Origin of the sequence: Acinetobacter tibetensis (genome assembly GCF_023824315.1) — a bacterium.
In the GTDB taxonomy this organism is placed as follows: Bacteria; Pseudomonadota; Gammaproteobacteria; order Pseudomonadales; family Moraxellaceae; genus Acinetobacter; species Acinetobacter tibetensis.
The window spans coordinates 696879-723872 of record NZ_CP098732.1; the positions used below are offsets into that span (position 1 = coordinate 696879).

At 40.8% G+C, this 26994-nt stretch carries 27 protein-coding genes; 14 read left to right on the top strand and 13 right to left on the bottom strand.

The window, feature by feature from the left end; genetic code table 11:
* Nucleotides 1-8 precede the first annotated feature (8 nt).
* A complete protein-coding gene (locus tag M5E07_RS03345; protein ID WP_252223669.1) occupies nucleotides 9-890 on the bottom strand; it encodes a LysR family transcriptional regulator in 882 nt (293 codons plus the stop codon).
* Between the two features lie 119 nt (nucleotides 891-1009).
* On the opposite strand from M5E07_RS03345, the gene M5E07_RS03350 reads away from it, so the two are divergent.
* The gene (locus M5E07_RS03350; RefSeq protein ID WP_252221902.1) at nucleotides 1010-1900 is read left to right on the top strand and encodes an AEC family transporter; all 891 of its coding nucleotides are present in this window, start codon (nucleotides 1010-1012) and stop codon (nucleotides 1898-1900) included.
* A 50-nt stretch (nucleotides 1901-1950) separates the two neighbouring features.
* On the opposite strand, the gene M5E07_RS03355 is transcribed toward M5E07_RS03350, so the two are convergent.
* The 6 genes from M5E07_RS03355 to yihG all read right to left on the bottom strand — a co-directional run bounded on the left by M5E07_RS03355 (nucleotide 1951) and on the right by yihG (nucleotide 6331).
* Nucleotides 1951-2238, bottom strand: coding sequence for a PA4642 family protein (locus tag M5E07_RS03355; protein ID WP_252221905.1), 288 nt, complete (start codon nucleotides 2236-2238; stop codon nucleotides 1951-1953).
* Between the two features lie 96 nt (nucleotides 2239-2334).
* Nucleotides 2335-2607: a cell division topological specificity factor MinE gene (minE, locus tag M5E07_RS03360; protein WP_116762020.1), complete on the bottom strand. Its 273-nt coding sequence runs from the start codon at nucleotides 2605-2607 to the stop codon at nucleotides 2335-2337.
* Nucleotides 2608-2609: 2 nt separating this feature from the next.
* Complete coding sequence (minD, locus tag M5E07_RS03365; RefSeq protein ID WP_016167269.1) at nucleotides 2610-3422, bottom strand: septum site-determining protein MinD; 813 nt, start codon at nucleotides 3420-3422, stop codon at nucleotides 2610-2612.
* Between the two features lie 65 nt (nucleotides 3423-3487).
* A complete protein-coding gene (gene minC / locus M5E07_RS03370) occupies nucleotides 3488-4216 on the bottom strand; it encodes a septum site-determining protein MinC (RefSeq protein WP_116762022.1) in 729 nt (242 codons plus the stop codon).
* 122 nt (nucleotides 4217-4338) lie between these two features.
* Nucleotides 4339-5388: a preprotein translocase subunit SecA gene (locus M5E07_RS03375; RefSeq protein WP_252221909.1), complete on the bottom strand. Its 1050-nt coding sequence runs from the start codon at nucleotides 5386-5388 to the stop codon at nucleotides 4339-4341.
* Between the two features lie 4 nt (nucleotides 5389-5392).
* A complete protein-coding gene (gene yihG, locus M5E07_RS03380; protein WP_252221912.1) occupies nucleotides 5393-6331 on the bottom strand; it encodes a 1-acylglycerol-3-phosphate O-acyltransferase, YihG family in 939 nt (312 codons plus the stop codon).
* A 268-nt stretch (nucleotides 6332-6599) separates the two neighbouring features.
* Here yihG and M5E07_RS03385 point away from each other — a divergent pair, with 268 nt between their 5' ends.
* The 10 genes from M5E07_RS03385 (at nucleotide 6600) to M5E07_RS03430 (ending at nucleotide 16636) form a co-directional block, all read left to right on the top strand.
* Complete coding sequence (locus M5E07_RS03385; protein ID WP_116762028.1) at nucleotides 6600-7247, top strand: YiaD family glycine zipper/OmpA-like lipoprotein; 648 nt, start codon at nucleotides 6600-6602, stop codon at nucleotides 7245-7247.
* A 147-nt stretch (nucleotides 7248-7394) separates the two neighbouring features.
* On the top strand, nucleotides 7395-9434 hold the full coding sequence (locus tag M5E07_RS03390; protein ID WP_116762030.1) for a UvrD-helicase domain-containing protein: 2040 nt from the start codon (nucleotides 7395-7397) through the stop codon (nucleotides 9432-9434).
* A gap of 34 nt (nucleotides 9435-9468) precedes the next feature.
* Nucleotides 9469-9921, top strand: coding sequence for a dUTP diphosphatase (gene dut, locus M5E07_RS03395; RefSeq protein WP_116762032.1), 453 nt, complete (start codon nucleotides 9469-9471; stop codon nucleotides 9919-9921).
* Between the two features lie 206 nt (nucleotides 9922-10127).
* Nucleotides 10128-11552: a phosphomannomutase/phosphoglucomutase gene (locus M5E07_RS03400; protein ID WP_116762034.1), complete on the top strand. Its 1425-nt coding sequence runs from the start codon at nucleotides 10128-10130 to the stop codon at nucleotides 11550-11552.
* A 12-nt stretch (nucleotides 11553-11564) separates the two neighbouring features.
* Entirely contained in the window at nucleotides 11565-12464 is a 900-nt protein-coding gene (argB, locus tag M5E07_RS03405; RefSeq protein ID WP_116762036.1) for an acetylglutamate kinase, read from the top strand.
* Nucleotides 12465-12609: 145 nt separating this feature from the next.
* Nucleotides 12610-13386 (top strand): GNAT family N-acetyltransferase, encoded by a 777-nt coding sequence (locus M5E07_RS03410; RefSeq protein ID WP_252221915.1) that lies wholly within the window; start codon nucleotides 12610-12612, stop codon nucleotides 13384-13386.
* Between the two features lie 105 nt (nucleotides 13387-13491).
* Nucleotides 13492-14340: a class II glutamine amidotransferase gene (locus M5E07_RS03415; RefSeq protein WP_252221918.1), complete on the top strand. Its 849-nt coding sequence runs from the start codon at nucleotides 13492-13494 to the stop codon at nucleotides 14338-14340.
* Between the two features lie 261 nt (nucleotides 14341-14601).
* The gene (locus M5E07_RS03420; RefSeq protein WP_116762109.1) at nucleotides 14602-15057 is read left to right on the top strand and encodes a bacteriohemerythrin; all 456 of its coding nucleotides are present in this window, start codon (nucleotides 14602-14604) and stop codon (nucleotides 15055-15057) included.
* A gap of 173 nt (nucleotides 15058-15230) precedes the next feature.
* Nucleotides 15231-16313: a hypothetical protein gene (locus M5E07_RS03425; RefSeq protein ID WP_252221921.1), complete on the top strand. Its 1083-nt coding sequence runs from the start codon at nucleotides 15231-15233 to the stop codon at nucleotides 16311-16313.
* The gene (locus M5E07_RS03430; protein ID WP_116762044.1) at nucleotides 16313-16636 is read left to right on the top strand and encodes an RnfH family protein; all 324 of its coding nucleotides are present in this window, start codon (nucleotides 16313-16315) and stop codon (nucleotides 16634-16636) included. The genes M5E07_RS03425 and M5E07_RS03430 overlap by 1 nt, the downstream gene beginning before the upstream one ends.
* Nucleotides 16637-16681: 45 nt before the next feature.
* Here the strand turns inward: M5E07_RS03430 and M5E07_RS03435 are convergent, their stop codons facing one another.
* On the bottom strand, nucleotides 16682-17080 hold the full coding sequence (locus M5E07_RS03435) for an outer membrane protein assembly factor BamE (protein WP_116762046.1): 399 nt from the start codon (nucleotides 17078-17080) through the stop codon (nucleotides 16682-16684).
* A gap of 114 nt (nucleotides 17081-17194) precedes the next feature.
* Here M5E07_RS03435 and fur point away from each other — a divergent pair, with 114 nt between their 5' ends.
* Nucleotides 17195-17632 (top strand): ferric iron uptake transcriptional regulator, encoded by a 438-nt coding sequence (gene fur, locus M5E07_RS03440; protein ID WP_116762048.1) that lies wholly within the window; start codon nucleotides 17195-17197, stop codon nucleotides 17630-17632.
* Nucleotides 17633-17737: 105 nt separating this feature from the next.
* On the opposite strand, the gene M5E07_RS03445 is transcribed toward fur, so the two are convergent.
* From M5E07_RS03445 to M5E07_RS03455, 3 genes are all read right to left on the bottom strand, one after another.
* Nucleotides 17738-21334, bottom strand: a complete 3597-nt coding sequence (locus M5E07_RS03445; RefSeq protein WP_252221924.1) for an AAA family ATPase — start codon at nucleotides 21332-21334, stop codon at nucleotides 17738-17740.
* Nucleotides 21335-21343: 9 nt separating this feature from the next.
* Nucleotides 21344-22597 carry an exonuclease SbcCD subunit D gene (locus M5E07_RS03450; protein WP_252221927.1) on the bottom strand — a complete coding sequence of 418 codons (1254 nt, stop codon included), beginning with the start codon at nucleotides 22595-22597 and terminating at the stop codon, nucleotides 21344-21346.
* A 106-nt stretch (nucleotides 22598-22703) separates the two neighbouring features.
* Entirely contained in the window at nucleotides 22704-23081 is a 378-nt protein-coding gene (locus tag M5E07_RS03455) for a VOC family protein (protein WP_252221930.1), read from the bottom strand.
* Nucleotides 23082-23388: 307 nt separating this feature from the next.
* On the opposite strand from M5E07_RS03455, the gene M5E07_RS03460 reads away from it, so the two are divergent.
* Nucleotides 23389-23835: an ABZJ_00895 family protein gene (locus M5E07_RS03460; protein ID WP_252221933.1), complete on the top strand. Its 447-nt coding sequence runs from the start codon at nucleotides 23389-23391 to the stop codon at nucleotides 23833-23835.
* A gap of 67 nt (nucleotides 23836-23902) precedes the next feature.
* The gene (locus M5E07_RS03465; protein ID WP_252221935.1) at nucleotides 23903-24799 is read left to right on the top strand and encodes a TIGR01777 family oxidoreductase; all 897 of its coding nucleotides are present in this window, start codon (nucleotides 23903-23905) and stop codon (nucleotides 24797-24799) included.
* A gap of 14 nt (nucleotides 24800-24813) precedes the next feature.
* Here M5E07_RS03465 and M5E07_RS03470 read toward each other — a convergent pair whose 3' ends face one another.
* Together M5E07_RS03470 and hemB are read right to left on the bottom strand one after the other, a co-directional pair.
* The gene (locus M5E07_RS03470) at nucleotides 24814-25932 is read right to left on the bottom strand and encodes an NAD(P)/FAD-dependent oxidoreductase (RefSeq protein WP_252221952.1); all 1119 of its coding nucleotides are present in this window, start codon (nucleotides 25930-25932) and stop codon (nucleotides 24814-24816) included.
* Between the two features lie 16 nt (nucleotides 25933-25948).
* Nucleotides 25949-26962, bottom strand: coding sequence for a porphobilinogen synthase (gene hemB, locus M5E07_RS03475; RefSeq protein WP_252221955.1), 1014 nt, complete (start codon nucleotides 26960-26962; stop codon nucleotides 25949-25951).
* Nucleotides 26963-26994: the final 32 nt, after the last annotated feature.

The following is a 26994-nucleotide window of genomic DNA, read 5'->3' on the forward strand; positions in this document are numbered from 1 at the left end:
GGTTCAATTTAATAATAGAACATGGTTTGTGCTAGCTCAATAAAGGCACGTGTGGCAGGACTGATCAGCTTTTGATTACGGACTGCGAGTCCAATTTCACGTTGTGTATTCGGCAGTAAGGGTCTTTTGACAACATTCGGATGTAGTGCAAGCAGCTCTGGCGTCATGGCCATATCCGCCACAATCGAAATGCCTTCATGCTGATTGACCATATTCAGAATCGTTAATAATTGCGACAGTTGATACTGAATCTTGGGCTGTATGTCATATTGTTTGAGGAGTTTTTCAATATGCGTCTGGCTGCCTGCCTTGGTTAAAATAAAAGGATAGTATTTTAACTGGGTAATATCCACCTGACTCATTTGCGCAATAGGGTAAGAATTGGGAATAAGCGCAATAAAAATATCTTTAATCAATGGAAAAGTATCCAATTGATGGTTGGGTAAAACGGCAAATCCAACATCAACCTGTTGGTTCAAAATCCATTGCGTGACTTCATCGTCTGTACCTTCTTCAACAAAAACTTCAATTCGAGGGTATTCGGTTCTAAAGGCTTGCAGTAGTTCAGGCAGAAGATGAATCGATGCGGATGCCCCAAATGAACCGATTCTTAAAGTACCTTGTTGTAGTCCATGTGTTGCGGCAACTTGCTGTTGCATGACTTGTGCTGTATTTAAAATTTCTTGTGCATGGATACGAAGCTGTTGTCCTATCGCGGTCAGCACCACCTTATTTTGTTCACGGCTAAACAGTTGTACACGCCAAAAATGCTCCAGACTTTTAATGGCATGCGAAACCGCAGATTGAGAAATCCCGAGTTGCTTGGCTGCGTTGCTAAAACTTTGATGTTTAGCAACCAGTAAAAAGATTTCAAGTTGGCTAAAAGTCATTTGAGAGTATGAGTAAATACTCATTTTATTATGAGGAAGAATAAGGATTATATTCTGTTTCCAAAATGAGTCAAAGCTGACTAATGTGCAGTAATTGGAAGAAATGAATGAACATAATCATGGCACTGTTTCCGTTGGTTTTTCTGATAGGAATGGGATATGTGTTTAAGCGGACAGGTTTTTTGCAGGAGGCGTTTTGGGCAAACTCTGAAAAATTAAATTATTTCATTCTTTTCCCAGCTTTATTGTTTAGCAATCTTTCTAGCGTAAAGCTAGATTTAGGTTCTATGCTCATGCTTTACATGGCATTGATCGTGGTCATTATTTTGATCAGTGTGTTGTTATGGGCACTGAAGTTTTATTTCCACATTCCAGTGCATCGTTTTGGGGTTTATATTCAAAGCCAGATTCGATTCAATACCTATATTGGGCTTTCTTTGATGAGCTTAATGTTCGGCACAACAGGTATGCAATTATTCTCTATGATCATTGCTGTGGCAATTCCGTTGGTCAATATTGTTTCGGTTTGCTCATTTACCCAAAGTGCACAGGGACAGTTGCGTTTTACGCTGATGTCGATTGTAAAGAATCCGCTCATTGCTGCTTGCTTATTGGGTATCGTATTTAATTGCTCTGGCTTGTTGATGCCAGAGGGCATATCGCAATTATTGAAGTTATTAGCGAGTAGCAGTCTGCCATTAGGTCTGATTTCAGTCGGAGCGGCGTTACAGTTTAGTCAGCTCAAGCCCGATTTCGGCCGTGTCATGTTAAATAGTGTATCGCGGTTAGTTGGGGTACCTATACTGACTTATTTTGTGGCACAAGGATTTGACTTAGCACCCTTACATATTGCGGTCTTGGTGGTTTTCTTTGCTTTACCCACAGCGTCGGCATCTTATATTTTAACGCGCTATTTTCAAGGGGACAGTCAACTCATGGCAGCCATTATTAGCTTACAAACCCTTTTATTCGCATTGAGCTTCCCATTGCTGATGCAGCTATTGTTCTAATTTTTAGGTTGAAGATCATAAAAAAGCCTACACAAGGTAGGCTTTAAGGCTTAAGCAAATTTTGCTAAGACTTCTAAGAATCCATCGCATTGGCGTGGGTATTCAGCAATCACATCATGAATCCGTTGACCTTGCGGATTGGTTGCATTGACATTGCGACCATCTGCGACAAATTGAGTTAACAAACGTTGGTAGTCCGTTGGGCGCATATGTTTGAATGCGTGGTAAAGAACATGAAAGTCAGCATTAACTCCTGCAGGAGGAAGCTGATTTAAATAGGCAAAAACGCGCTCATCCGACCATTCTTCATTAAACGTTGCTGGCTGAGATAATGCCATCGCAAACTCCTTGGTATATTCTTTTCAAACTAAAAAGGCAAAATAGCTGACGCTATTTTGCCTTGAATCCATTTGCTTGACTAATCAGATTTCAGATTATCGCTCTTCAGGCAAATTGATATTCATCTCCAACATTTCAATATTCGCTTCTGAGCGAACAGACATTTGGATATGTTCTTCATCGACCCCACGAACATAGCGGTTGACCACTTGCATGATCTCTTTTTTCATTTGGTCAATTTTATCTTGGCTTAAGCGTTTACCTAAGCCTTGTTCAGAAGCAACAATGACTTTCAAACGGTCTTTTGCCATTTGTGCACTTGAAGGTTTTTCGTCATTACTAAATAATTTACTCCAGAAGCCTGCCATATTTACGCTCCAAATAATCGTGCTAACCAGCCTTTAGGTTTGACTGTGATGTGACGGTAAGGACGTTCTTCACCAAGGAAACGTGCAACCAAGTCTTCATAAGCTTGTCCAGCTTCTGCATCTTGGAACAAAATGACAGGTTTACCTTCGTTAGATGCTTGTAAAACGCTTTTACATTCAGGCACAACACCCAGTGTAGGTACACGTAAAATGTCTTTCGAAATGTCATCAATGGTGAGCATTTCTTGCTTGTCTGCACGTTCAGGATTAAAACGAGTAATACACAAGTGTTTGCGTATACGTCCTTCATTCTGTTCTACTTTTTTAGTTTTACTGTCTAACATGCCAATAATGCGGTCAGAGTCACGGACTGAAGAAATTTCAGGGTTGGTCACAATAATCGCTTCATCTGCATGATACATGGCTAGAATTGCACCACGCTCAATCCCCGCAGGAGAATCACAAATAATGTAATCGAATTCTTGAGATAATTCGTCCATTACACGTGCAACACCTTCATCGGTTAACGCATCTTTATCGCGCGTTTGTGATGCCGGTAAAATGTATAAGTTCTCAATATCTTTATCACGAATAAGTGCTTGTTGTAATCGTGCTTCGTTATTTAAAACATTCACAAAATCATACACAACACGACGTTCGCAGCCCATAATGAGGTCAAGGTTACGTAAACCTACGTCAAAATCGATAACAACAGTTTTGTGACCACGAAGGGCTAAACCTGTTGCAAAAGATGCACTGGTCGTAGTTTTTCCTACGCCACCTTTGCCTGATGTTACGACAACAATTTTCGCCACCGAATCCACTCCTGTTATGGTAAATCCCCCCTTTAATTAGCGGGGTTTTGGTGTTTATTTATACATTAAAATTCCAAAGCTTTGAATTCGAGCTCTTGGTTTTCATTTAAATAAATGTGTACGGACTTCTTTACGACATGGGGTGGAATATCATCGGCAACACAATATGTCCCTGCAATTGAAACCAATTCGGCTTCAAGTGAGTGACAGAAAATGCGAGCAGCACTGTTTCCACCAGCACCTGCGATAACTCTACCACGAGCACTGCCATAAATATGTATATTTCCTGAAGCAATTACTTCTGAACCGCTATTTATACCTGCATTGACGATAATATCGCCATGATCTTGGATTAAACATTGGCCTGTTCGTAAGATTTCATCGTGATACGAGGTAATATGTCCAATATTACGTGGAAATGGAGATGCCTTTTGTGTATTTTCGATTGCTGCTTCTGGTGCTTGCACAGCCGTTTCAACCACTTGTTCTTGAGTGGCTTTAATACGTTGTAACGATTTACTGTCGGCAGGGAGTACTGGAAATTGAATTGCACGTGCTTCATCCCCCAGTAAACCTTCAATCACCGCCATGGGTTGTAAATCTAAATCGAGCAGCAGTTGAATTAGGGCAATCAGCTCTTGTTCAACAGTACTGTCTAAAATCACCAGAGCACCATGCGTTGTGCTGTCTTGAAGTAATTGGGTCAGTTGTTGACGAATGGCATTATGGTCATTTGTGTCGAAGGTTAATCTACTAAAGTTAACCATTCTACCGGTGATCCGAATATCAGCCATATTTTATCCTTAAGACTTCGAAGCTATTGGTTTTATGCCGAAGCGATGTTGTAAATAGAGCAAATCCTAGAACAAATTCTTTGAATTCTCTAGCCAAGTTTGTAACTTTTTTATCTTAATGCTTATTCTTTAGCTTGATCGAGCTCTTCAAGGTCTTCTAACCATTGTTTTACTTTCACTTGCTTGCGAATAGCGTCCAAACTTTCATATACAGCAGACTCAACCAATTGTTCTAATGCCTGATTATCAATATTTAATTCGCTGACTTTTTCAGCAATCAGTTTATAGGTATGGTTGGGCTGTTCGGGGCTGCCAGATATCAGCGGATCCAATATTCCATAGGTAATATTTTCTCCGAGACGTTGCCCAATGCTCTGGATTTGATGTTCAATTCGCCCACCGACAATCGGGATTAAGCGTAATAGTTGAGTGAGTTCAGGGGTATCTTCAATGGCTTGATTCACAATGGCGCCAATATTTTGAGCAATCAACGTTTGGCGTTGCTGTAATTCCGTTGCCAGTGACTCTTGTAACAGCTCTGCTAAAACTTGAGCAAATAGGGTGCGATGATGATCGACCAAATCATGAATGATTTTTTTATGGGTTGAACTGGTATTCAGTTCATGTTTTACCCCATCCAATACCGTAATAACCACTCGGTCAGACAGTTCTTCCATAATCACACGGTAATAAAATTTTGCTCTTTTTTGAATGGATTCAGGAATAACGTTATAACCCAATTCATGTAGATGAAAAATAATAATCCCCGCACGAAATAATCGTAGGAAACGCAGATGTGGAATAATTGCCAGTACTTCATACCAATGGATAAACGGAAAGAAAAACCAGCGGCGATGATGGCGATAAATGATAGCAATCACCCAACGCACCACAAGCTCAGTAATTAAGAACAAAATAAACCAAGCTTCGGTGGTAATGACCCACGGATGTAGATGAGTACGATAAAAATTGAGTACTTCATCTAAATGAATCGAATTTAGGAACCAGCCACCAATATTGCTCATTAAGAAAAAATTGGCAGCTAAGCAGAACAAGTTAAAAATGATCAGGAATACCATGAAGGTGTCATAGATCAGATAGAGTTTGAATGACCAACTCTGTGGATCGACACGATGATACTTTGATTTGGGTACTGACTTGTTCTGCTTCATAGGATTACACCGTACTCATTTCAGCAGTTGTTAAATATTGCGCTTTCATTTGACTAATTAACTGATCTTTTTCAGTCCAGAGATGATCGACCCATGCTTGGAATTGTGCACGATATTCATCATCATCTTCATAATTTCCGCCTAGAACCCAGTCAGGAATTTCGATTTTGCGTAAATTCACAGCAATACGACCCACTTCACCTAGCCAGAATTCGCCATAACCTGGTGCACCATCTGGATAAACAATCGTCATATCCACAAACGCATCAATTTGATCACCTAAAATATTCAAGGCCAATGCAAGTCCGCCTGCTTTGGGTTTAAGGAGATTTTGGTAAGGTGAGTTTTGTTGCTGATGTTTTTCAGGAGTGAATCGTGTTCCTTCCAAATAATTCAGTAAGGTAAAAGGTTGGCTTAACAATTGTTCACAGGCTTTACGCGCTTCTTCCATGTCTCGGGTTTTAAGCTCAGGATTTTTCTCAATTTCTTGTTTAGTATGTCGCTTCATCATCGGGAAGCCCAAAATTTTGAAGGCTTGTCCAACAAAGGGAATAAAAATGAGTTCCCATTTGGTGAAAAACCGCGTTAATGGCATACGCGTTAGTCCAAAATATTGATTCACTGTTGTGTCGACCCAACTTTGGTGATTACAGGTCATTAAATAACGACCTTGCATGCTTAAGTCGAGGTTTTTATCGACTGTAATGTCCCATTTTAGATGGGGTAGGACATGATCAATGAGCCAGTTATTGACGCCTAACCAGCTATTGGTAATTTGAATATTGGTTTTATCGACTTTCTGCGATTGTTTAACTAATTTAGTTAAACCGAGTGCGAGTACTGGTGGTCCATGAAAAAAAGTGCTGCCTGTCATGACAGAGCCAACAGTGAGTCCACGTGTGATTTTTTTTAATATGGGTTGTTTGTTTGCTTGAGATGACATATAAAAAATAATCCTGAGTAAAATCATCCATTATCGTTATTGAATATAGTTGCAAATTCTGAAAATAAAACAAGCGTTGTATTGGGTAAATTATCTCTCATGATTTAATAAACATGTAGGGAATGTGATGAATGTACATTCAGAGTTGGAATTGATTATTACAAAATGTAACCATACAAGCGATTATTTACAAAAAATCAATGGTCTAAGCCATGTTTTTAGGACACCATTTCAAACATAAACAAAACACACAAAATGGAGGCATGTCATGCGTGCACTATTAATTTCATCAGCAGTAGCAGGGGCGTTAGTTCTTTCAGGTTGTCAATCTACTGGCAATGGTATGGAATATGACAAAGCGGCAATCGGTGCAGGTCTAGGTGCATTATTGGGTGCAGGTCTTGCTTATTCAAATGCAGACAAAGATAAAATGGGCCAAGCAGCAGCGATTGGTGCTGTAGTGGGCGGTGGTGCTGGTCTGTTATTAGACAAAAAAGAAAAACGTCTTCGTGAAGAACTTGCGGGTACCGGTGTTGATGTAGACCGTAACCAAGATGGTTCGATTAACTTGGTTATGCCAAGTGTTACCTTCGCAACCAACTCTTCAACCATTCAACCGCGTTTCCAAACAGCATTGAATGATGTTGCGCGTGTATTACGTGAAGATGGTACAGCGAACAAACTTGCACTTGTTATTCATGGTCATACTGACAACACTGGTACAGATGCGATTAATAATCCATTATCTCAAAACCGTGCGAACTCTGTGTTGAACTATTTATCCTCTCAAGGGATTGCAAGCTCACGTATGACTGCACGTGGTTACGGTTCTTCTTCACCAATCGCGAGCAATGATACTGCTGCGGGTCGTGAACAAAACCGTCGTGTAGAAATTACAGTGTATGAAACAAAATAATTAATATTTTGTTTGCTTAGAAATCATTGAGTTTCGAAAAAGCCACCTAAAGGTGGCTTTTTTTATGAACAGATAATCGTCATTTTAGGTTAGGCATCTGGGGGTTTGATGTCTATAATCTAGTTCGGATCAAAAAGAGGAAACACTATGTCGCTGGCAAGTCAGTTAAACGACAAGCAACTTGAAGCCATGAAATATACTCAAGGACCCTTGTTAGTACTTGCAGGGGCTGGTTCGGGTAAAACTTCAGTCATTACCCGTAAAATTGCTTATTTGGTCAAACACTGCGGGATTCCTGCTTATCGCATTACCGCGATGACCTTTACTAACAAAGCCGCACGTGAAATGAAAGAACGTGTGACAAAGTTGTTGTCGCGTGAAGAAGCAAAAGGGCTCTCGGTTTCGACCTTTCATACCTTCGGTCTAAACATGTTGCGTTTAGAGCTGAAACACACACCATTAAAAAATAATTTTTCTATTTTAGATGCAGATGACTGTAAGCGTATTTTGATGGACTTGATGCACCGTGACAATTTATCTGGTGCTGAAAGTAAAGAGCTGATTGCCAAAGCCATGAAGATGATTTCAGACTGGAAAAATGATTTGATTCCACCTGAACAGGCACACATTACCTGTGAAACTGCTGAAGATGTTCAGTTCGCGCACTTGTATCAACTGTATGAGCGTAATTTACGGGCGTATAATGCAGTAGATTTTGATGATCTGATTGTAATGCCAACGCGCTTGTTGCAAGAAAATCAAGAAGTAAGAGATCGTTGGCAAAATCGCATTCGCTATTTGTTAGTCGATGAATATCAAGATACCAATACAGCACAGTATATTTTGGTGAAACTCTTGGTCGGTGTGATGGGGCAGTTTACGGCTGTGGGCGATGATGACCAATCGATCTACGCATGGCGTGGGGCGAAGCCAGAAAATATGGCTTTGCTGAATGAAGATTTTCGCAATTTAAAAGTGATTAAACTGGAGCAGAACTATCGTTCGACCAGTCGTATTTTAAAAGCGGCGAATACTGTAATTGGTAACAATCCGCATATTTTTGATAAAAAACTTTGGTCAGATAAAGGCCATGGCGAAGTAATTCGTGTCATCACTTGTCGTAATGACGATGATGAAGCAGAACGGGTCGTTAAAGACCTGATTACCCATAAACTGATGAATGGCAAAAATTGGAAAGATTATGCCATTCTGTATCGGGGTAATTTCCAAGCACGTATTTTAGAGACGCAACTGCGTCAAATGCAGATTCCATATAAGTTATCTGGTGGTCAGTCCTTCTTCGCCCGTGCAGAAATCAAAGATATCATGAGTTATCTGCGCCTGATTATTAATCCTGAAGATGACAGTGCTTTTTTACGTATTATTAATACGCCAAAACGCGCGATTGGCCCTGTTACTTTAGAAAAACTCGGTTTATTTGCCCAAGAAAATCATTTGTCTTTATTGACGGCGGCGGGCGACCAACGCTTGACCATGGTTATTCCGAAAAAGGCCACCACGCAATTGGCTGAATTTGCCGAATTTATTGCCAATTTTACGCGCGAATTGCTAGAAGATGATGAACCAGTACCGATTATTCGCCAAATGATGTTTGAAGCAGGCTATATCGACTATATCAAAGAGTCTGCTGCTACACCTGCACAGGAAAAAACCAAGCTCGACAATATTGAAGTGCTGTATACCAGTATTCAAAGTTTGATTAATCGTGCAGAAGATGTCGATGAGCGCAATATTGAGAGTGTGATTCGCAAAATGGTGTTGCTCGATATGTTAGAGCAGCAACAGGAAGAAGAAGACACCGATAAAGTCAATTTGTTGACTTTGCATGCTTCGAAAGGCTTGGAATTTCCATTCGTGTATTTGATTGGTTTAGAAGAAGAGTTACTGCCTCATAAAAACTCGATTGCGGCTGAAACGGTCGAAGAAGAACGCCGTTTGATGTACGTAGGAATTACTCGAGCACGTCAAGGTTTAACCATTACCTTGGCAGAGCAACGTAAAGCGGGTGGGCAAATGCGTCAAATGACTCCAAGCCGCTTTTTAGATGAATTGCCACAAGATGAATTGGAGTGGTTGGGACGCAAGAAAAAGCTCGCGGGCAATGTCGATCCGAAGCAGCAAGCACAACACTACCTCGAAAATTTACGCGCTTTAATTAAGCGTTGATTGCGATATTAATTTTGAAACAGTAGGAAAAAATATGAAGGTTCAAGTTAAAGTTCTAGATGCACGTTTAGGACAAGAATGGCCAATGCCAACTTATGCAACGCAAGGTTCTGCTGGTTTAGATTTGCGTGCATGTGTGACTGAACCCACTGTCATTGAACCAGGTCAAACGGTACTGGTTAAAACAGGTTTAGCTATTTATATCGAAGATACAGGCTTTGCAGGTCTGATCCTACCGCGTTCAGGTTTAGGACATAAACACGGTATCGTTTTAGGTAATTTGGTGGGTTTAATCGACTCAGACTACCAAGGTGAGTTGATGGTTTCGGTATGGAACCGTGGTCAAAATGCGTTTACTTTGGAACCTGGTGAACGTTTAGCCCAGTATGTACTTGTGCCTGTGGTGCAAGCAGAATTTGAACAAGTGGATGAATTTGTGGCGACTGAGCGTGGTGCAGGTGGCTTTGGGCATACAGGTAAAAACTGATGTTGATATGAAAGAGCCTTCGGGCTCTTTCATTCTGAAATATAAAAGATTTTATTTAATTTCAATTTATAAGTTGTCCACAACACTTAAATAGTATTAACAGTTCAATTCTATTCAGATATAAACTAGAAATATTTTAAAACATTTACGTTGTATGAATAAGACGAATTTTTAAAGTGTTCGTTGGATTCAGAAGTTACAAATATATGAATATTCAACAACCTATATTTCCATGGCAGGTCTTTCGTGCCTATGATATCCGTGGAAAAGTAACCTTATTAACACCCGAATTGGTTGAAGCGATAGCTCATGGTCTGGCCTGCCAGTACCAACAAGCCGCTCAAACCACAGTGGTGATTGGCTATGATGCTCGACTGAGTAGCCCAGCTTACGCCCAAATAATACAAAAAATATTTGAAAAGAAAGGGTTTCATGTCGTGAATGTGGGGTGTTGCTCTAGCCCAATGTTGTATTACTCTGCGCGCCAATTTGCAGGCAATGGTATTATGGTGACTGCAAGTCATAATCCGAAAAGTGACAATGGCATCAAATGGATTATGCAAGGTGAACCGCCGTGTCCTGAAATGATCCAACAAGTGGGTTATGTCGCGAGTTTACAGTTTTCTCCTCAACGTAAAGTCCCTTTAACCCATGTTCAGCATCAGTTTGATGTGAGCTATTGTTTGAAGTATCAGCAAGCGATCTTAGAAGATATTCAACTGAAACGTCCTTTCCATGTGGTGATTGATGGTTTACATGGTTCGGCAGGGCGCTGTGCCGTTTTGGTTTTACAAAAGTTAGGTTGTCAGGTGACGGCACTGCGTTGTGAATCTAATGGAGACTTTCCTGATCATGCCCCTGATCCATCGCAAGCCAGTCATTTAATTGCTTTGACCGAAACAGTTCGACAGCAACACGCAGATATTGGCATTGCGCTAGATGGGGACGGTGACCGACTGGTATTGGTCGATGAGCATGGCAGTATTATTGGTGCGGATCGTTTATTGTCTTTATTTGCCGAAATGTGTCTTGCTACGCATCCTCAGCATGAAGTGGTGTTTGATGTGAAATGCTCGACCATGGTACGCAATACCGTGTGTGAATTGGGTGGGCAAGCCAAAATGATTCGTACAGGCAGTAGCTTCTTAAAGACATATCTCATGCAATCGCGTGGAAAGGCGGTGTTTGGTGGGGAATACGCTGGACACTATGTGTTTAATGATGGTCGTGGTTTTGGTTATGATGATGGCTTATATGCGGCATTACGTGTACTTGAATTTTTAAGTCAAGATCCAGATTTCACGCTTTCACAAGCACTAGCCAAATATCCTGAGCGTTGTAGTACCGAAGATACCTATATCAGTACTTATAGTACTGATCCTAAAACATTATTGGCCGATATCGAAGTCCAGAGCCATCATATTGCTGCTCAATTGAGTAAAATTGATGGTGTACGGCTTGATTTTGAAGATGGTTTTGGCATTATTCGAGCATCCAATACTGGCGAATATTTTACTGTTCGTTTTGATGCCGATAATCCTGCTCGTTTAAATGATATTCGGCAATCATTTGTTTCCATGTTAAGTGATCGATATCCTAAAATCGCGCACGACATTTTAAATGCTCATTGAGGAGAGAGGCGAATGCCACATCAGCAGACTGGCATCGACAAAGCACAAATTTTGACTGAAGCTTTGCCGTATATTCAACGTTTTTCGGGTAAAACGCTGGTCGTAAAATATGGCGGCAATGCAATGACCGATCCAGAGCTAGAAAGCTCATTTGCACGTGATATTGTGTTGTTAAAAACCGTAGGTTTAAACCCGATTGTGGTGCATGGTGGCGGCCCTCAAGTGGACTCTTTCCTAAAACAATTGGGTCGTGAGTCTGACCGTATTGATGGTATGCGTGTAACTGACCCTGCTACCATGGAAGTGGTGGAAATGGTGTTGGGTGGCAGTGTGAATAAATCCATTGTGAACCTAATTAACCAACATGGCGGTCGTGCCATTGGTTTAACAGGTAAAGATGGCAATTTAATTCGCGCACGTAAATTGTTGATGCAGAAAAACCAAGAAGATGGTTCGGTAAAAGAAATCGATTTAGGTTTGGTGGGTGAAGTCGTTGGTGTGAAAACTGATGTACTGGAAATGTTTACCCAAAGCGATTTTATTCCCGTCATTGCACCGTTGGGTGTCGATGATCAAGGCAATACCTACAATATCAATGCTGACCTTGTAGCAGGCAAAGTGGCTGAAGCACTGGGTGCGGAAAAGCTGATTTTACTTACCAATATCACAGGGGTATTGGATGAAAATAAAAACTTACTCACGGGCTTAACCACGCAGGAAGTTGACCGTCTGATTGAAACAGGCGTGATTTATGGCGGCATGATTCCAAAAGTGGGTTGCGCCTTAGATGCTGTAAAAGGTGGTGTAGTGAGTGCACATATTGTGGATGGTCGTGTTCCACATGCAACCTTGTTGGAAATCTTTACCGATCATGGTGTGGGTACATTAATTACCAATCGTGCCAAACACTAATCCATTCGGTTTATCTTGTGTTTAAAGCCAGTCCTTAAGGGCTGGTTTTTTATTGTGGAGATTATTTAACAGTCGTCATTTTTTGGTCATTGTATTGTCATCTGCATTGCCTAGTGTATGAAAAAAGCCAGAAGAGCGCATAACAATGTTTGAAAAGTTGAATCTATATCGTCAAAACTTTACTTTTCCATTACAAAAAAAAGCTGAAAAACAAACGCATCAATACCGCTTTGAATGGGTGGAAGATTTAAAACAATTACATGAAGTCCAGAAATTCCGAGCAGCACAATTTTCCCAACAATTCGGAATTACATTCGATCAAAACATCGATCAGGACTTGTATGATTTTGGCTGTGAACATGCAGTACTGCGTGATAAATACAGCAATGAAATTGTGGCCTATACACGCTTAAAACTCTTGCAAGGACAAGATTTGGCACAGAGCTATAGCGCGCAAGAATTTAAAATTATTGATGAACTGGGACATTTATCCAATATTGTAGAAATTGGACGAACTTGTGTACATCATCGCTATCGTTCTAGTCGCGCCTTATCCATTTTATGGCTCAATCTCGTTCCTAAAGTACTTTGGGAGATGCGGGCGAAATATTTGATTGGTTGTGTCAGTATCCGCCTACAAGGCAATCAGGCACGTGCTTACTACACGCATCAATATTTAAAACAACTCAGTCCTACACAGACTTGTGCGATTCAACCTCAAATGGCGTATGAGCCCACATATCCTGAATACAGTTTTGCGCAAGATGAAAAAATTCCAAAATTATTTGATGTGTATTTAAAAATGCATGCCAAATTATCACAGCAGGCATTTTATGATCGTGAATTTAATTGTCTGGATTATTTTGTTTTACTCGAAGTGAATAAAATGGCGAAGAGTTTTGTCATGAAAAAACAGCTTTAGCGTTAAGCATTAAAATTACTGAACCTAGCATAGATTAAGATTTACAAGCCTTGCTGTCGTCATGCACAATAAACCCATAATCTATTAAAGTGTTTATAGTTGCTTATGTGTCAGTTGCTCGGAATGAATTGTGCGACCCCAACGGATATTACGTTCTCTTTCCGTGGTTTTTCACAGCGTGCGGGCATTACTTCAGATCATTGTGATGGCTTCGGCATTGCTTTTTTTGAAGACAAAGCTTGTCGCTTATTTGTGGATAATCAGTCTGCGGTTGAATCTCCAATTGCGGAACTGGTACGGAATTATCCGATTAAATCACGCAATGTGATTGCACATATTCGTAAAGCGACTCAAGGCAAAATTAACTTAGAAAACTCACATCCGTTTATGCGTGAGCTATGGGGGCGTCAATGGATTTTTGCCCATAATGGTGACTTATTGGATTTTGATCCGCCATTAACTGGACATTTTACCCCGGTTGGCAATACGGACAGTGAACGTGCATTTTGTTTTCTATTGGATCAATTGGTCGCTAAATTTGGTTATGTCGAGCCATCTTTAACCCAAGTATTTGAGTTACTGTTAGAAATTGCGCCAAAAATTGCAGAACACGGAACTTTTAACTTCTGCTTATCTAATGGTCAGGCATTATTTAGTTATGCCATTACCAAATTGCATTGGTTGGTACGTGAATATCCATTTAAACCTGCACAGTTGATTGATCTCGATGTCGAAGTCGATTTTAGTCAAGTGACCACTCCTGAAGATCGTGTTGCCGTCATTACGACTGAACCGCTGACGCAGAATGAAGTTTGGCAGGCATTTCAACCTGGCGAAATGATTTTATTCCAATACGGACAACCCATTCAGCGTGCATTTACTCAGGTCGATCGCTTAGTTCGTGAGCAAGCCAATCCGACGTTAAAACGAATTACTCGCGCTGATCAATATTGAGAGTGGCGCGAGAATTGCAAAATGATGCAATTTGATTGTTAAAATTAACATTTTCATAATTAAAGAAAAAATAAACTTTTGGTTAAAAAATATCTTATTCTTTTAGTCGGGTATAAACAAATTAATATATACATATCATTGTCTTAGCCTATAATTTTCGCTAAAAACTGGAATCCAGACTGATTTACTTGTTTTTTATTTAAATTTAATACCGTTACTATCCTTTTCAAGTAACGAATGATGAATTTTAAATGGGAGCGTATCAAGATGAAATGGGTTCCAGAATATAATACTGGTATCGATGTGATTGATGATCAGCATAAGCGAATCCTTGATTATATTAATGAAATTAATGATATTGCTCTTCACACAGAGCGTGACCGCATTAAACAGATTCTCGATAATATTATTGATTACACCCAATCGCATTTTACTTTTGAAGAATCTCTACAAGAAGAAGCGGGTTATAAATACCGTGTGCCGCATAAACGTGTGCATGACTTATTTATTAAAAAAATTGAGTCTTATCGTGACCGTTTTGAAATGGGGCACTCGATTGAAGCTGAATTACATGAAGTCTTGGCGAAATGGTTGATTAACCATATCCAACACGATGATGCGGATTATGTTGGCGCTGTTAAAGAGAACATGATGGGAATTATTAAAGAAAAAGAAAAGAAAAAGGGCAAGAATTGGTTTGCTCGCTTCTTCTCTTAAGTACAGTAAGGTCTAGAATTCAGCAAGGACATGCTGTGCAAAAGAATTAAAAAGTTAAAAAAGAAATAAAAGTATTGGCGCAGCAAGCCATCGAATGCGGTGGTTTGCTTTTCTTTTTGATTTTCACGCATGAGAAAGGCAAAATAGCGATAGATTTTTATTAGGAATGCATCATGCAGGACAATGCTATGTCACGATGGTTATCGCCGCTGATGGCTTTTTGTTTGTCATTCATCATTATTGCCACTGTGGCACCAATAGTGGGAATACAAACAGAGCGTCAACTCGATTTCTGGTTGCTTTGGTTAGGCACTATGTTGGTTTTGGCTTTGCCAATTTGCTATTTAGAAATTGCTTTAGCAAAACGTTCGAAAACTACAGCATTAAATGCACTGTCTAATTTAACGCGTGATGCGGATGCATCTCCAAGATGGCGTCTAGTTGGCTGGATGGCAGTGGTGTTTATTCCATTTCTAGCCGGTGCGATGTTATTTAGTGTCAGTCAATACAGCGCACAATGGGTGGTTCAAGGAGTTGCCCCACAATATCTGTTTGTGGGATCCGCTGTTGCCGCCGTTATTTTATCTTTAGCACCACGCATGATTTTGGCATTAATCACCGCTGTCGGTGTCATTGCAGCGCTGATTTTTTCACAAGTCAGTGGAACAGCTTTTCCTGCTTGGCAAATGACTGCACTTGAGTTTAGCGAGTGGGGTAGTGCGACTGTATTGGCATTGGTGGCGAGTGGTTTAGGCTTAGGACTGTATTGGCAGACCAGCTTAGTTCAAGCTAAACAAGATACTGCCGCCAGCAAAACTGTATTGCCGATTTGGGTTGCACAGTTGCTTGCCGTGTTGGCATTCGCCTATTTTGCTTTGGTTGCACAATTACCTGTAATTGCTTTATTGGTTGCAACGGTTGCAGGAGCGGCATTACTGCTACAACTGGCACGTGAACAACTGGCACAACGTCAGATGATAGTAGCTGTACAATGGGCGATCATTGTAGCTACAGTTTTGGTGTGGACAATTCCAGAAATCACTCCAGTTTTTCATATTGTCTTGGTGCTTTGGGGGTTAGTGATTTGCTTAATTTATGCGATTTTTGCGGGCTGGATTATGAAAATCAGCCATTTGCGTAAAGCCATGAATTTTAGTAATGAGCTGTTTTACAATATTTGGCGTATTGCGGTGCGTATTGTGCTGCCACTGGCTATCATTCTTGCAATTGTGTCGGTATTAGGACAATTGATCTGATGACGGAGCAAGCCAAAGTTTGGGTGGCTTATGCGACCTCGGAACAACAGTTTCATCTGGAAGTTCCCTTTCAATCAGGTATGACTGCATTAGATGCAATTGAGCAAAGTGGAATTCGAGAGCAAATTGAACTACCTGAAATTTTGCAGTTGGGGATTTTTGGTGTCCGTTTGCAAGAAGCTACACAATTGCTGCAAGCGGGTGATCGGGTTGAAATTTATCGGGCGTTGACCATCAATCCAAAGGATATTCGACGTAACCGTGCAGCCAATAACCCTGTGGGACGCTATGCTAAAGGCAATCGCTTTAAAAAATTGAAATGATATGAAAAACCCCTCAATGAGGGGTTTCTTTTTATTTTAAAGCGTCTATAGTGGGGGCGCAGTTAAAATCGCTTCTTTCGATCCAGGTAAACCAGGTTGTGATTCTGGAATCGTTTCTAGACCCTCAATTTTGTTCACAATACCGTTTTGATCGAAGTAAATTTTCAAATGCTGACCATGCGCTGCTGGAATCTTGGCTTTTTTAGCATAAGTTCCTGGGATATAATTGTAGACGTAGTCCCATCGTAATGGATTCAATGGATCTGTAATGGTTGGACTACCGAGTAAGAAACGCACTTGTTGGTGACTCATGCCGACTTGGATTTTTGAGGCTTGGGCTTGTGTTAATGGTGTTCCTTGAGGAATATCTACTTTATAAACGCCCAAGGTCGAACAGCCCGCGAGCAGTGAAGTGACGAATAACGTCAACATGATTTTTTGCATTTTGCTACACTATCCCAAATTAATTTTGATGCATTTGATCCACGGATAGATCATACTGCATCTTAACTTTGTTGCATATTCCAACTTTAAATTTGTTGAGAGAGACCTTTTTACATGCCTATTTCAAACCAAGACTTACGCAAAGCTGGACTTAAAGTTACACTTCCACGAATTAAAATATTAGAATTATTAGAAAATTCAAAACAACATCATTTAAGCGCGGAAGATATCTATAAGACTTTACTCGAACAGGGTGAAGATGTCGGTTTAGCAACTGTTTATCGCGTGTTAACGCAATTCGAAGCTGCTGGTATTATTCAGCGTCACCATTTTGAAAATAATCATTCTGTTTTTGAAATTATGCAAGATGATCACCACGATCACCTCGTATGCCAAAACTGTAATAAAGTTGTTGAATTTACTAACGAAGTTATTGAACATGAACAACATACAGTGGCAGAAAAACATAACTTTACTTTAACAGGTCATTCATTAAATCTGTATGGCTACTGTGATGAGCAAGAATGTCAGGATGCATTACGTAAAAAGTAATGTAACTTAATCACTTGGTGAACATAAAAAAGGCTTCTAAATGAAGCCTTTTTTATTGTTTGATGGGAGTAAATTTTAAATTGACAGAAGGTTACGCATAGCCAATTAAGACACAATTTGAATACGGCTAGAACCAGAACCTATTGGCTGTACCTGAATTTGAACAGGAATGCGCTCATGCATTTCTTGAATATGTGAAATGAGAACCACTTTGCGTCCTTGATTTTGTAATTGGTCAAATGCATTCATCACCATGTGTAAAGATGAAGCATCTAAAGTGCCAAAACCCTCATCAATGAATAGTGATTCAATTTTCATGGAACCTGCCGCCATATTGGCAATTGCCAAGGATAAAGCCAAAGCGGTCAGGAAAGATTCTCCTCCTGAAAGAGAAGAAACCGAACGGGTTTCACCATCCATATCATGGTCAATAATGGCGAGACTGAGCGAGTTATCCAAGCGCTTTAAGGTATAACGTTGTGATAGAAGGGCTAATTGCTGGTTGGCATATTCAATTAAAATATCGAGGTGATATTGCTGTGCCAAATCGCGGAATTTTTTCCCTGTGGCATCACCCATCAAGCCCGAAATTTTAGCCCAACGATGTTCCTGTTGCTGAATTTGTTGTATTTGGGCTGCGAATTGCTGCTGCTTGGCTAAATTTTGCTGATGTAATTCCAGTGATAATTTGAGTTGATCACGGTGTTCAGTTAGTTGTTGTAATTGCACAGCATTTTGTTCAAGTAACTGCAACAATTGATCATGATTGGTCTTGGATTGATATTGCTGATGTTCATGTAATTGGTTTTGTAGTGTTTTCAATGCATAGACAGCTTCGCTCAATTGACGATCTGCCTGTTGCAAGGATAAACGCAGTTGTTGTTCCTGAGTTGAGGAAATCGCAAGCAGCGTTTTTAAGCGTGGCTCGGAAAATTCACTGTGCTGCGTTAACCACCTTGAAATTTCTGTTTGAGCTTGCTCCAGTGCATGGAGCTGTTGCTGCTGTTGTGCTTTCAATTGTTCCAAGGCATTTTTGTGTTGTTCGAAGTTTTGACGCGCCTGTTCAAAACTGAGTTTGAGCTGTTGGTATTGCTGTTGTAGCTGTTGACGTTGTTGATCATGCTGCTGAAGCCATTCATTGGCTTTAAGCTCGGTTGAGCCTGTCATGTTGATAATGAGTTGCTGAGCCGCTTCAGCATTGTGCTTCCCTTTGGCTTCAACCTCTTTCAGTTGTTGCGCGAACTCGATGTGCTGAACAGTCAAACTGCTGAGATTTACTTTGATAATATTCAGTTGTTGTTCAGTTTGTTCTTTTTGCTTATTGAAGCGATCACGCTGTTCAATTTGCTGCACACGTTGTTGTAAATACTGCATTGTTTGTTGTGCCGTAGACAGCGGATGCTCGACCCACGCAGCTTGTTCATGTGGCGCTAGACAATCAATAATCTGCTGAATTTGCTGTTGCCATTGTTGTACGGATGCCAGTTGATGGGTGTGGTATTGAATGTTTTGTGTCAGTTGTAACTGATCTTTATGTGCTTGATTGAACCGTTGTAAATCCAGTTCCGCCTGCTGTTTAAGCTGAGTACTTTCTGCAAGGCAATGTTGTAGTGTAGTCAAGATTTCCTGTTGAGGATGAGTTAAATCTAGAACTAGCTCGGATAGTGCGAGATGTTGTTGTAATTCATTTTTTTGTTGTTCTGATTTTTCATTGAGTTGTTGTAATGAATGTTGCAGTTGGACGTGCTCGGCGCTCATTTGAGTCAGTTGTTGTTGAGCTGTTTGCCAAAGATGTAGACATTGTTGTTCCTGTTGAATCGCCTGTTGTTCTTGCTGTTGTTGCAGTTCATACAATGCCTTCGAGACTAGATTTTCATCATCACGATAGGGGTGTTCTGTACTGCCACAGACGAGGCAGGCTTCGCCTTGTGTTAATGCTGCACGTAAATGTTCAATATTTTCGGTATGTAATAAGCGCTGTTGTTGTAAGAAACTTTGTAATTTTTCTCGTTCGGCTTTTGCCGCCTGAAACTCGATTTCTGCTTGTTTGGTGCTTTGCTGAAGTTGTTGCTGCTGTTGTTGAATGCTGTGCAATTTGTCCGTCAGATTCAGGATTTCATCGGTTAAGGTAAAGAAATACTCCAGTTTTTGCTGAACTGAATCCAGTTGGTTGAGTCGAGAGAGTTGTTGCTCTTTGTTTTTCTGTTGTTGTTCTCGTTGCGTTTCAATTTGAGCCGTCGTCCCAAATTCTGCGACTAATTTTTGTAGCAGAATTTTGTCTTGATCAAGCTGTTGCTGTGCTTGCGGGATATTGCCTAAAGTATTTTCAACTTTTTGATAGTGTTGAATAAATTGCTTGAGTTGCTGAAGATGAGCATTTAAACCTTGATCTAAAGTTGCAAACTGATCGCTATTTTGTAGTTGAGTTGCACAAAATTGCTGTTGTGTGATCAAGTGTTGTAATTGTTGTTCAAATTGCTGTTGCTGTTCGAGTAAAGGTTGCTGCTGCATATCCAATTGTTGCAAACGACTTTTGGTCTTTTTATATTCATCGGCAATATAGTCACGTTCTTGTACATATTTACGAACATCACCCAGTTCTTGTTGATGTTGTCGTTCGAAATCTTGTAATTGGTGCAATGCAGTTTCAGCTTGGTTAAACTGATTTTTCTCTTGTTCAAATTGAGTGACTAGGGCAGTAAAGTGCTGTTGTTGTTGCTGAATTTGTGGTTCAAGCTGTTGCAGGCTGTTTAGAATTTGTTGTTGCTGAAATACGACGGGACGTATCGCAGAAAAAGTTTCGAGTTGGCTCAGTTGTTGGCGATCTTGTGCTAAGGCTGTATGTGCTTGTAGTTGGGTTTCATGCTGTTGCTGTTTAAGCACAATATCTTGTTCTAATTTATACAGTTGCGTAAACCATTGCTGTTGTTGAAGATACTGTGATTTTTCCTGCTCGAGTGTTTGATAATGCTGTTGTGCAGTTTCATATTGAGTGCGTAGCGCCGTAATTTCTTCTTCGGAGCGAATTTCAATATGACCTAAAACATTTTCCAGTTCCTTGCGTTGGGTTGCAATCGATTTGGTTTTTTCATAAGCCAGTTGTCCAATTTTACCGAAAATGCTGGAATTGGTTAGATATTCCAATAATTCGCCCCGCTCATTGTCGCGGGCTTTTAAAAAAGCAGTCACTTCAGACTGTGCCAATAACACTGCACGGGTAAATTGTTCAAAACTGAGTTGGGTAATCTGTTGAATATGGGTTTCTACCGCTTTACTTTTATCGGCAATCACCACATCGTCAGTTAAGCATTTTAAATAGCGTTGTACATTTTGTAGTTTTCCTGAAGCACTTTCACGTGCACGTTTGACTTCCCATCGTGCCAAATAACATTTTTGGTCTTGTGCGATAAAACATAATTCGGCAAAACCATGCCCTGTACCACGACGCAAAACCGTGAGTGGCGAATTGGTCAGTAATTCTGAGCCATCACTATCGAGTAACTTACCATCACTGTCTTTTAGGCGTGGAATTTTATTGAATAGCGCTAAACACATGGCATCTAAAATAGTAGATTTCCCCGCACCTGTTTTACCTACAATAGCGATTAAACCTGCACTGGCTAGCGGTTCAGCATCAAAATCAATCAGATGTTCACCCGCGAGGGATGCCAGATTTTTAATTCGAATAGATAAAATTTTCATGGCAAGCCTTTAACCGTTGTGTTCGTCTTCTAAAGTTTTTTCTGCTTCGTGTACCAAACTCATAAAATCATTTAGGACATCATCATCGGCAGCATAACCTTGTTTTTCCCATACATTTTGGAACAGTTGTACTGGGGTCGGCGGTTCAAGCTGTATGCTTTGCGCATTCGAGGCATCTTGCTCTGAAGATAAATATTGGCGTGAAATTCGGACCAAACGATAGCGATTTTCAGGTAACGCCTGTTCAAATTGCTGGCGTAAATTGGGAGGAGGCGGTGTCAAGCTATGATATTCAATGTCGACATATTCACGTTGATCAATATTTTCGATTTCACCTGTCGCTAAATTGCTAAGTTGTTGCAGCACCTCATGCATTTCGCCGCGAATGCGGTGTAGAGCAATACTGCGTGGAATAGGCAATACTTCAAGCTGTAAGCGTTCTGGAGGTGCGAGTTGTGGATCGATGGTAATTTCTAAGACTTGGTGTTTGTAATTGACTTCACTGAAGGACAATGGAATGGGAGAGCCACTATAACGAATATGGTCTTGTCCAACCTTTTGCGGTTTATGCAAATGACCTAATGCCACATAATCAATTACCTCATCAAACAGCGCCGTTGAAAGTGCTTCTTCATTGCCAATAACAATCGGGCGTTCTGAGTCTGAGGTTTCCGCACCTTGCATATGGGCATGCGACATCAGGATTAGGGCTTGATCATTCGTTTTACGTTGTTTGGCTGCCGCAATGAGCTGTTGATGTAAATGGGCGATAGCAGCTTTGCTGTCACTGGTTTGCTCATTGATTCCTGTAATTTCGGCAGGACGTAAAAATGGCAGGCTTAAGCACCAAGCCACAATCTGCTGCTGTTCATTATAAATTGGAATGAGTAAACGATTTAAATTGAGCTGTCCTTCGGTATTTTTATGAATGACCCCAACGGCTTTGGCATTGTATTTAGATAACAGTGGCTCCACTTGTTCAATACGATAACCTGAGTCATGGTTCCCTGCAATCATGAGGGTTTGCATGTGCGGAGCCACCGCATGTACATCTGCCAAAAATTGATAGAGTTGCTTTTGCGCACTGGATGCGGGGTTAATCACATCAAAAATATCTCCCGCAATTAGTAGGGCATGTGGCTGTTTTAATTTAATTTGATCGACTAACCACGTTAAAAACTGTTCGTGTTCATACTGACGGGAGTGGTTATAAAAAAATTGTCCCAAGTGCCAGTCAGAAGTATGAAAAAAGCGAACAGTCATGTGATCTCAAAGCGTGAAAATACCGTGTATAACTTAGCATATTTTACATGCCCAGATATGCAGTAGATGATTAAGGCGACGGTTTTAGTCGCAAGAAAATCGTCCTTTAAGCTGCGTTTGGGTCGAGTTGTACCAAGCCAAACGTGTTGTGATCTGGGTCGATAAAATAGCCTTGCCAGCATTTATTCGGAATAACGAATTTGGGCATGGCTTCTTGTCCTCCCAGCGCCAAGATTTTTGCCGCGGTTGCATCAAAATCTTCGACTTGAATGGAACAGGTAAAGGCATTGGTGCCGCAATGTGTCGGAGGAATTTCCACAGGGCGCTTTAATAAACCGCCATGTATATTCGCTGTATCAATTTGATAATATTCGATGGGTAGGCCTGTAACCTTGGTAAATGTCCAACCAAAGATTGCTTGGTAAAATTGAAGATCACGTTCGGGGTTTGACGATTGAATTTCAAAGTAGACTAAAGGTTGCATGACCTTCATTCCTATTTTTATTGTTCTGAAAAATAAAGACCGACGATTCGAGTGATGATGAAATCGTCGGTCAAAAAACGGTGGATACATCAAACTTTTAAGCTGCTGTTTTAAAAGTTTAACGTTCACGCCAAGCTTATTGCTTTTGGTAGAAGGTCGCCGAAAATATTGTGGATGCCGGTACAAATTGACGGTTTCGAACCTTGTACTCTTAATAACGTGGACAAGTTTGAATTGGTTGACAAGAAAATTAAAAAAGTTTGAATTTTTTTTTATAATAGCGTTTTGCCCTTGTTGAGCTGTACTCATGATACCACTGCGCTGCTATTTTATTTGGTTTTTTGTACTGTGCTTTCTGTTCACATGTATTTGCGGTGTGTTGGCAGCATTAATGCCAAGAGGGATGGGGAGTATACTTACCATAGTGCCTTATTTGGTGGCAATGAACTGGGTATTATTCAAATTCCTGAAACAGCAAAAGCGTGCTCCAACGCAAGCAGAACGTAAACAGTTGACGCTGGGTTTTAGTCTAATTTTCTGGGGTTATAACTTATTGGGTTTACTGGGCGGAATTTATTTCTTCTCACGTAGCAATCCAACGATTTGGCAAGACTTGTTGTTGTATTTGCAACAACCGCAATTTATGGCAGTGGTATTGATGATGTTCTTGCTGATTGCCATTCCATTATATCTTTTAACTTATTGGTTTTATGGTGCTCAAGCACAACGTATGGTAGACAAAATGTTGGGTTAATGCACATAAGCTTGTATTTGTTGTCTTTCTCATTTATAGATAAATTATCTAACCAAGAGATTGTTTTATGTACAAGCCTGTGGTGTTGATTACTGGAGCTTCTGGGTTTATTGGTTCTTATTTAGTGCCTTATTTATTAAAACGAGATTTTCAAGTCATTGGAATTTCAAGGAAACCACAAGCTCAAACGCATCCTGATTTAAGTTGGATTCAGCATTTTGATGAATTGAAACATCAAACCATTGATTATGTCATTAATTTGGCAGGGGAAAGTATCGCCGAAGGTCGATGGAGTGAACAACGTAAGCAGAAGTTAATTCAAAGTCGAGTGAAAATGACAGAAGCCTTGTACCGTTATTTACAACAACGGCAAATTTTCCCGAAATGTATTTTGTCGGGTTCTGCGGTGGGATACTACGGTATTGATGCTTTGGAGCAATGGCAGCAAGTTTGTACAGAAGAATCACCTGCTCAAAACATTTTTATGTCGCAACTTTGCCAACAGTGGGAACAGACAGCGTTGGCAGATACTCAACAAAATACCAAGATTATGCGTTTAGGTATTGTGTTTGGACGTGGCGGTGGCATTTTGCCCAAAATGCTGTTTCCAATTAAGTGGAATCTGGTCGGACGTATTGGCCATGGGCGGCAGCCCGTGGTTTGGGTACACATCCAAGATGTATTACGTGCAGTAGAATTTATTCTGACCCATGAGACCGAACAGAAAGTCTTTAATGTGGTAGCACCAGAAAAGGTGATACAGAGTCAATTTGTGAATATTACAGCAGTCAGTTTAAAACGACATCCTTTGCTAAGTATGCCCGCTTGGGTTTTTAAAAGTCTATTGGGGGAGCAATCACAATTGATTTTAAATGGTCAATTTGTGCAACCCAAAGCCCTTCAACAAGCAGGGTTTGAGTTCAAGTTTCCGACTTTAAAAGAAGCATTAAATGATTTACTTTGATGTGGAGCAGTGTTTTAACTGGTCATTATTTCAGGGTTGAGCAATTGTGCAGGGCTATAAGTCGCCGCATTCACATATGTTGGCTGCTTCAGCATAAGCTGACGTAACAGTTGTGCCGAAGCAGGCCCCATACATAAACCGTTTCTAAAATGTCCCAAATTGACCCAGACATTGTTGAGATGAGGTAGTTGACCAATATAGGGAATACCTTCGGGTGAACTTGGGCGTAAACCAGCCCAATTTTGCACTACAGGGAATTGGGCTAACTCAGGCACCATTTCATAAGCAGCTTCTAAAATATTCTGTTGAATCTGCTCGGTGGTTTCGGCATTGAACCCACACTCTTGCATGCTGGAACCACAGACAATATGACCATCCATCCGTGGAATGAGATACATGACTCGATTCATACACATGGTTGGTAGCCAGTGGGCAGGGGTTTTAATCAGCGCCATTTGCCCTTGTACTGGGCGAACGGGTAGTTCCAAACCCAGTTGCGCTGACCATAAACCAGACCAAGCACCTGTTGTTAGCACGAATTGATCGGCATAGACTTTCTGTCCTGTTTCAGTTGCTACATATTCAACTTTGTCCTGCTGAATATGAAATTTCTGAATAGGCATTTGATCGAAAAATTGAACCTTCGGATGCTGTTCTAAATAATGACGTAGCGATTGTAAGAGTCGAGGATTGCGTACATTGGCGATTTCTGGAAAGTAAATCGCATGTTGAAACTGCTCGGAAAGCTGCGGATTGATCTGATCTAATTGTTCACGCTGCAAGTATTCGCAGTGCTGCATGGGGTCTTGGAATTGAGTTTTATAATTTAAACCGACTTCAAAATCGGTTTCATCCAAAATTAACATGCCTGTTTCATGAATCTGAAAATCAATCCCTGTGACTGGCTGTAATTTTTCATTCCATGTTTGGTACAGGGCTTTACCATGTTGCGCCAAGAGATTGACTGCACGAGGATAGCGCCAAGGATACATTGGGGAAAGAATACCGCCACCTGCCCATGAGGCTTGCCCTGCATAGCTTTGGTTATAAATACTGACCTGACAGCCTTGTTCGACCAGTTCTAAAGCTGACAATAGGCCACTAATGCCAGCACCAATAATGACGATATTCATAAAAATTTGAGATCGATTAGTTCATGGCTTTGAGTTTAAGCGCTGCTTCTTCCGCGAAATACGTCCAAATACCATCAGCACCCGCACGACGACAGCTCATCAAGGATTCAATAATGACTTGATCGGATAACCAACCATTTTGAATGGCACCCGCTAACATCGCGTATTCACCACTGACTTGATAAACAAAAGTTGGAATACCAAAGGTATCTTTGACTTCACGCACGATGTCTAAGTACGGCATTCCTGGTTTAACAATGACCATGTCTGCACCTTCCTGAATATCCAGTGCAATTTCATGTAAGGCTTCCGCGCGGTTGCCGACATCCATTTGGTAATTGTATTTATTGCCAGCTTTTAGGTTGCTGGCAGACCCAACCGCATCACGGAATGGACCATAGAAGCTCGATGCATATTTCGCCGAATACGCCATGATATTGGTATAGATATGTCCATTGGCCTCTAAAGCATGGCGAATAGCACCAATACGACCATCCATCATGTCACTCGGTGCAACGACATCTGCACCTGCTTCTGCATGACTCAAAGCTTGTTTAATGAGGCATTCAACGGTTTCATCGTTCAGAACATAACCTGTGTCATCAATAATGCCATCTTGACCATGCGTAGTGTAGGGGTCGAGGGCACCATCGGTAATCAGCACCATTTCAGGCAATTCTTTTTTGAGTAAGCGAACGGTATTTTGCACTAAGCCATCGTCGCGCCATGCTGCTTCAGCCGTTAAACTTTTATCTTCTTGTGGCGTAACAGGGAACAGTGCCAATTTAGAAACACCCAGTTCTAATAACGTTTCCGCTTTTTTTAATAATAGATCAGCAGAAAGGCGCTGAATCTTCGGCATGCTTGGAATATCTTGGGTTTGGTTTTGACCTGGCAGTACAAATACAGGATAAATCAAGTGATCAGTCGTGAGTTGAGTTTCCCGAACCATGGCGCGTAATTGGTCATTCTTTCGAATACGACGCATACGGGTGGCAGGAAATGCTGGGCGATTGAACGTATAAGTCATAACAATCTCACTGATCAGTATTAAACTAGGCA

Excerpts from the sequence above, each read along its gene's own strand:
- M5E07_RS03375 (WP_252221909.1), bottom strand. The coding sequence starts at position 5,388 with ATGAAGCAGAACAAGTCAGTACCCAAATCAAAGTATCATCGTGTCGAT.
- M5E07_RS03455 (WP_252221930.1), bottom strand. The coding sequence starts at position 23,081 with ATGCAACCTTTAGTCTACTTTGAAATTCAATCGTCAAACCCCGAACGT.
- dut (WP_116762032.1), top strand. The coding sequence starts at position 9,469 with ATGAAGGTTCAAGTTAAAGTTCTAGATGCACGTTTAGGACAAGAATGG.
- minE (WP_116762020.1), bottom strand. The coding sequence starts at position 2,607 with ATGGCAGGCTTCTGGAGTAAATTATTTAGTAATGACGAAAAACCTTCA.
- M5E07_RS03430 (WP_116762044.1), top strand. The coding sequence starts at position 16,313 with ATGACGGAGCAAGCCAAAGTTTGGGTGGCTTATGCGACCTCGGAACAA.
- M5E07_RS03390 (WP_116762030.1), top strand. The coding sequence starts at position 7,395 with ATGTCGCTGGCAAGTCAGTTAAACGACAAGCAACTTGAAGCCATGAAA.
- M5E07_RS03470 (WP_252221952.1), bottom strand. The coding sequence starts at position 25,932 with ATGAATATCGTCATTATTGGTGCTGGCATTAGTGGCCTATTGTCAGCT.
- M5E07_RS03425 (WP_252221921.1), top strand. The coding sequence starts at position 15,231 with ATGCAGGACAATGCTATGTCACGATGGTTATCGCCGCTGATGGCTTTT.
- M5E07_RS03385 (WP_116762028.1), top strand. The coding sequence starts at position 6,600 with ATGCGTGCACTATTAATTTCATCAGCAGTAGCAGGGGCGTTAGTTCTT.
- M5E07_RS03345 (WP_252223669.1), bottom strand. The coding sequence starts at position 890 with ATGACTTTTAGCCAACTTGAAATCTTTTTACTGGTTGCTAAACATCAA.
- M5E07_RS03350 (WP_252221902.1), top strand. The coding sequence starts at position 1,010 with ATGGCACTGTTTCCGTTGGTTTTTCTGATAGGAATGGGATATGTGTTT.
- M5E07_RS03410 (WP_252221915.1), top strand. The coding sequence starts at position 12,610 with ATGTTTGAAAAGTTGAATCTATATCGTCAAAACTTTACTTTTCCATTA.
- M5E07_RS03435 (WP_116762046.1), bottom strand. The coding sequence starts at position 17,080 with ATGCAAAAAATCATGTTGACGTTATTCGTCACTTCACTGCTCGCGGGC.
- minC (WP_116762022.1), bottom strand. The coding sequence starts at position 4,216 with ATGGCTGATATTCGGATCACCGGTAGAATGGTTAACTTTAGTAGATTA.
- M5E07_RS03450 (WP_252221927.1), bottom strand. The coding sequence starts at position 22,597 with ATGACTGTTCGCTTTTTTCATACTTCTGACTGGCACTTGGGACAATTT.
- yihG (WP_252221912.1), bottom strand. The coding sequence starts at position 6,331 with ATGTCATCTCAAGCAAACAAACAACCCATATTAAAAAAAATCACACGT.
- M5E07_RS03400 (WP_116762034.1), top strand. The coding sequence starts at position 10,128 with ATGAATATTCAACAACCTATATTTCCATGGCAGGTCTTTCGTGCCTAT.
- M5E07_RS03460 (WP_252221933.1), top strand. The coding sequence starts at position 23,389 with ATGATACCACTGCGCTGCTATTTTATTTGGTTTTTTGTACTGTGCTTT.
- M5E07_RS03355 (WP_252221905.1), bottom strand. The coding sequence starts at position 2,238 with ATGGCATTATCTCAGCCAGCAACGTTTAATGAAGAATGGTCGGATGAG.
- fur (WP_116762048.1), top strand. The coding sequence starts at position 17,195 with ATGCCTATTTCAAACCAAGACTTACGCAAAGCTGGACTTAAAGTTACA.
- M5E07_RS03445 (WP_252221924.1), bottom strand. The coding sequence starts at position 21,334 with ATGAAAATTTTATCTATTCGAATTAAAAATCTGGCATCCCTCGCGGGT.
- M5E07_RS03465 (WP_252221935.1), top strand. The coding sequence starts at position 23,903 with ATGTACAAGCCTGTGGTGTTGATTACTGGAGCTTCTGGGTTTATTGGT.
- argB (WP_116762036.1), top strand. The coding sequence starts at position 11,565 with ATGCCACATCAGCAGACTGGCATCGACAAAGCACAAATTTTGACTGAA.
- M5E07_RS03415 (WP_252221918.1), top strand. The coding sequence starts at position 13,492 with ATGTGTCAGTTGCTCGGAATGAATTGTGCGACCCCAACGGATATTACG.
- hemB (WP_252221955.1), bottom strand. The coding sequence starts at position 26,962 with ATGACTTATACGTTCAATCGCCCAGCATTTCCTGCCACCCGTATGCGT.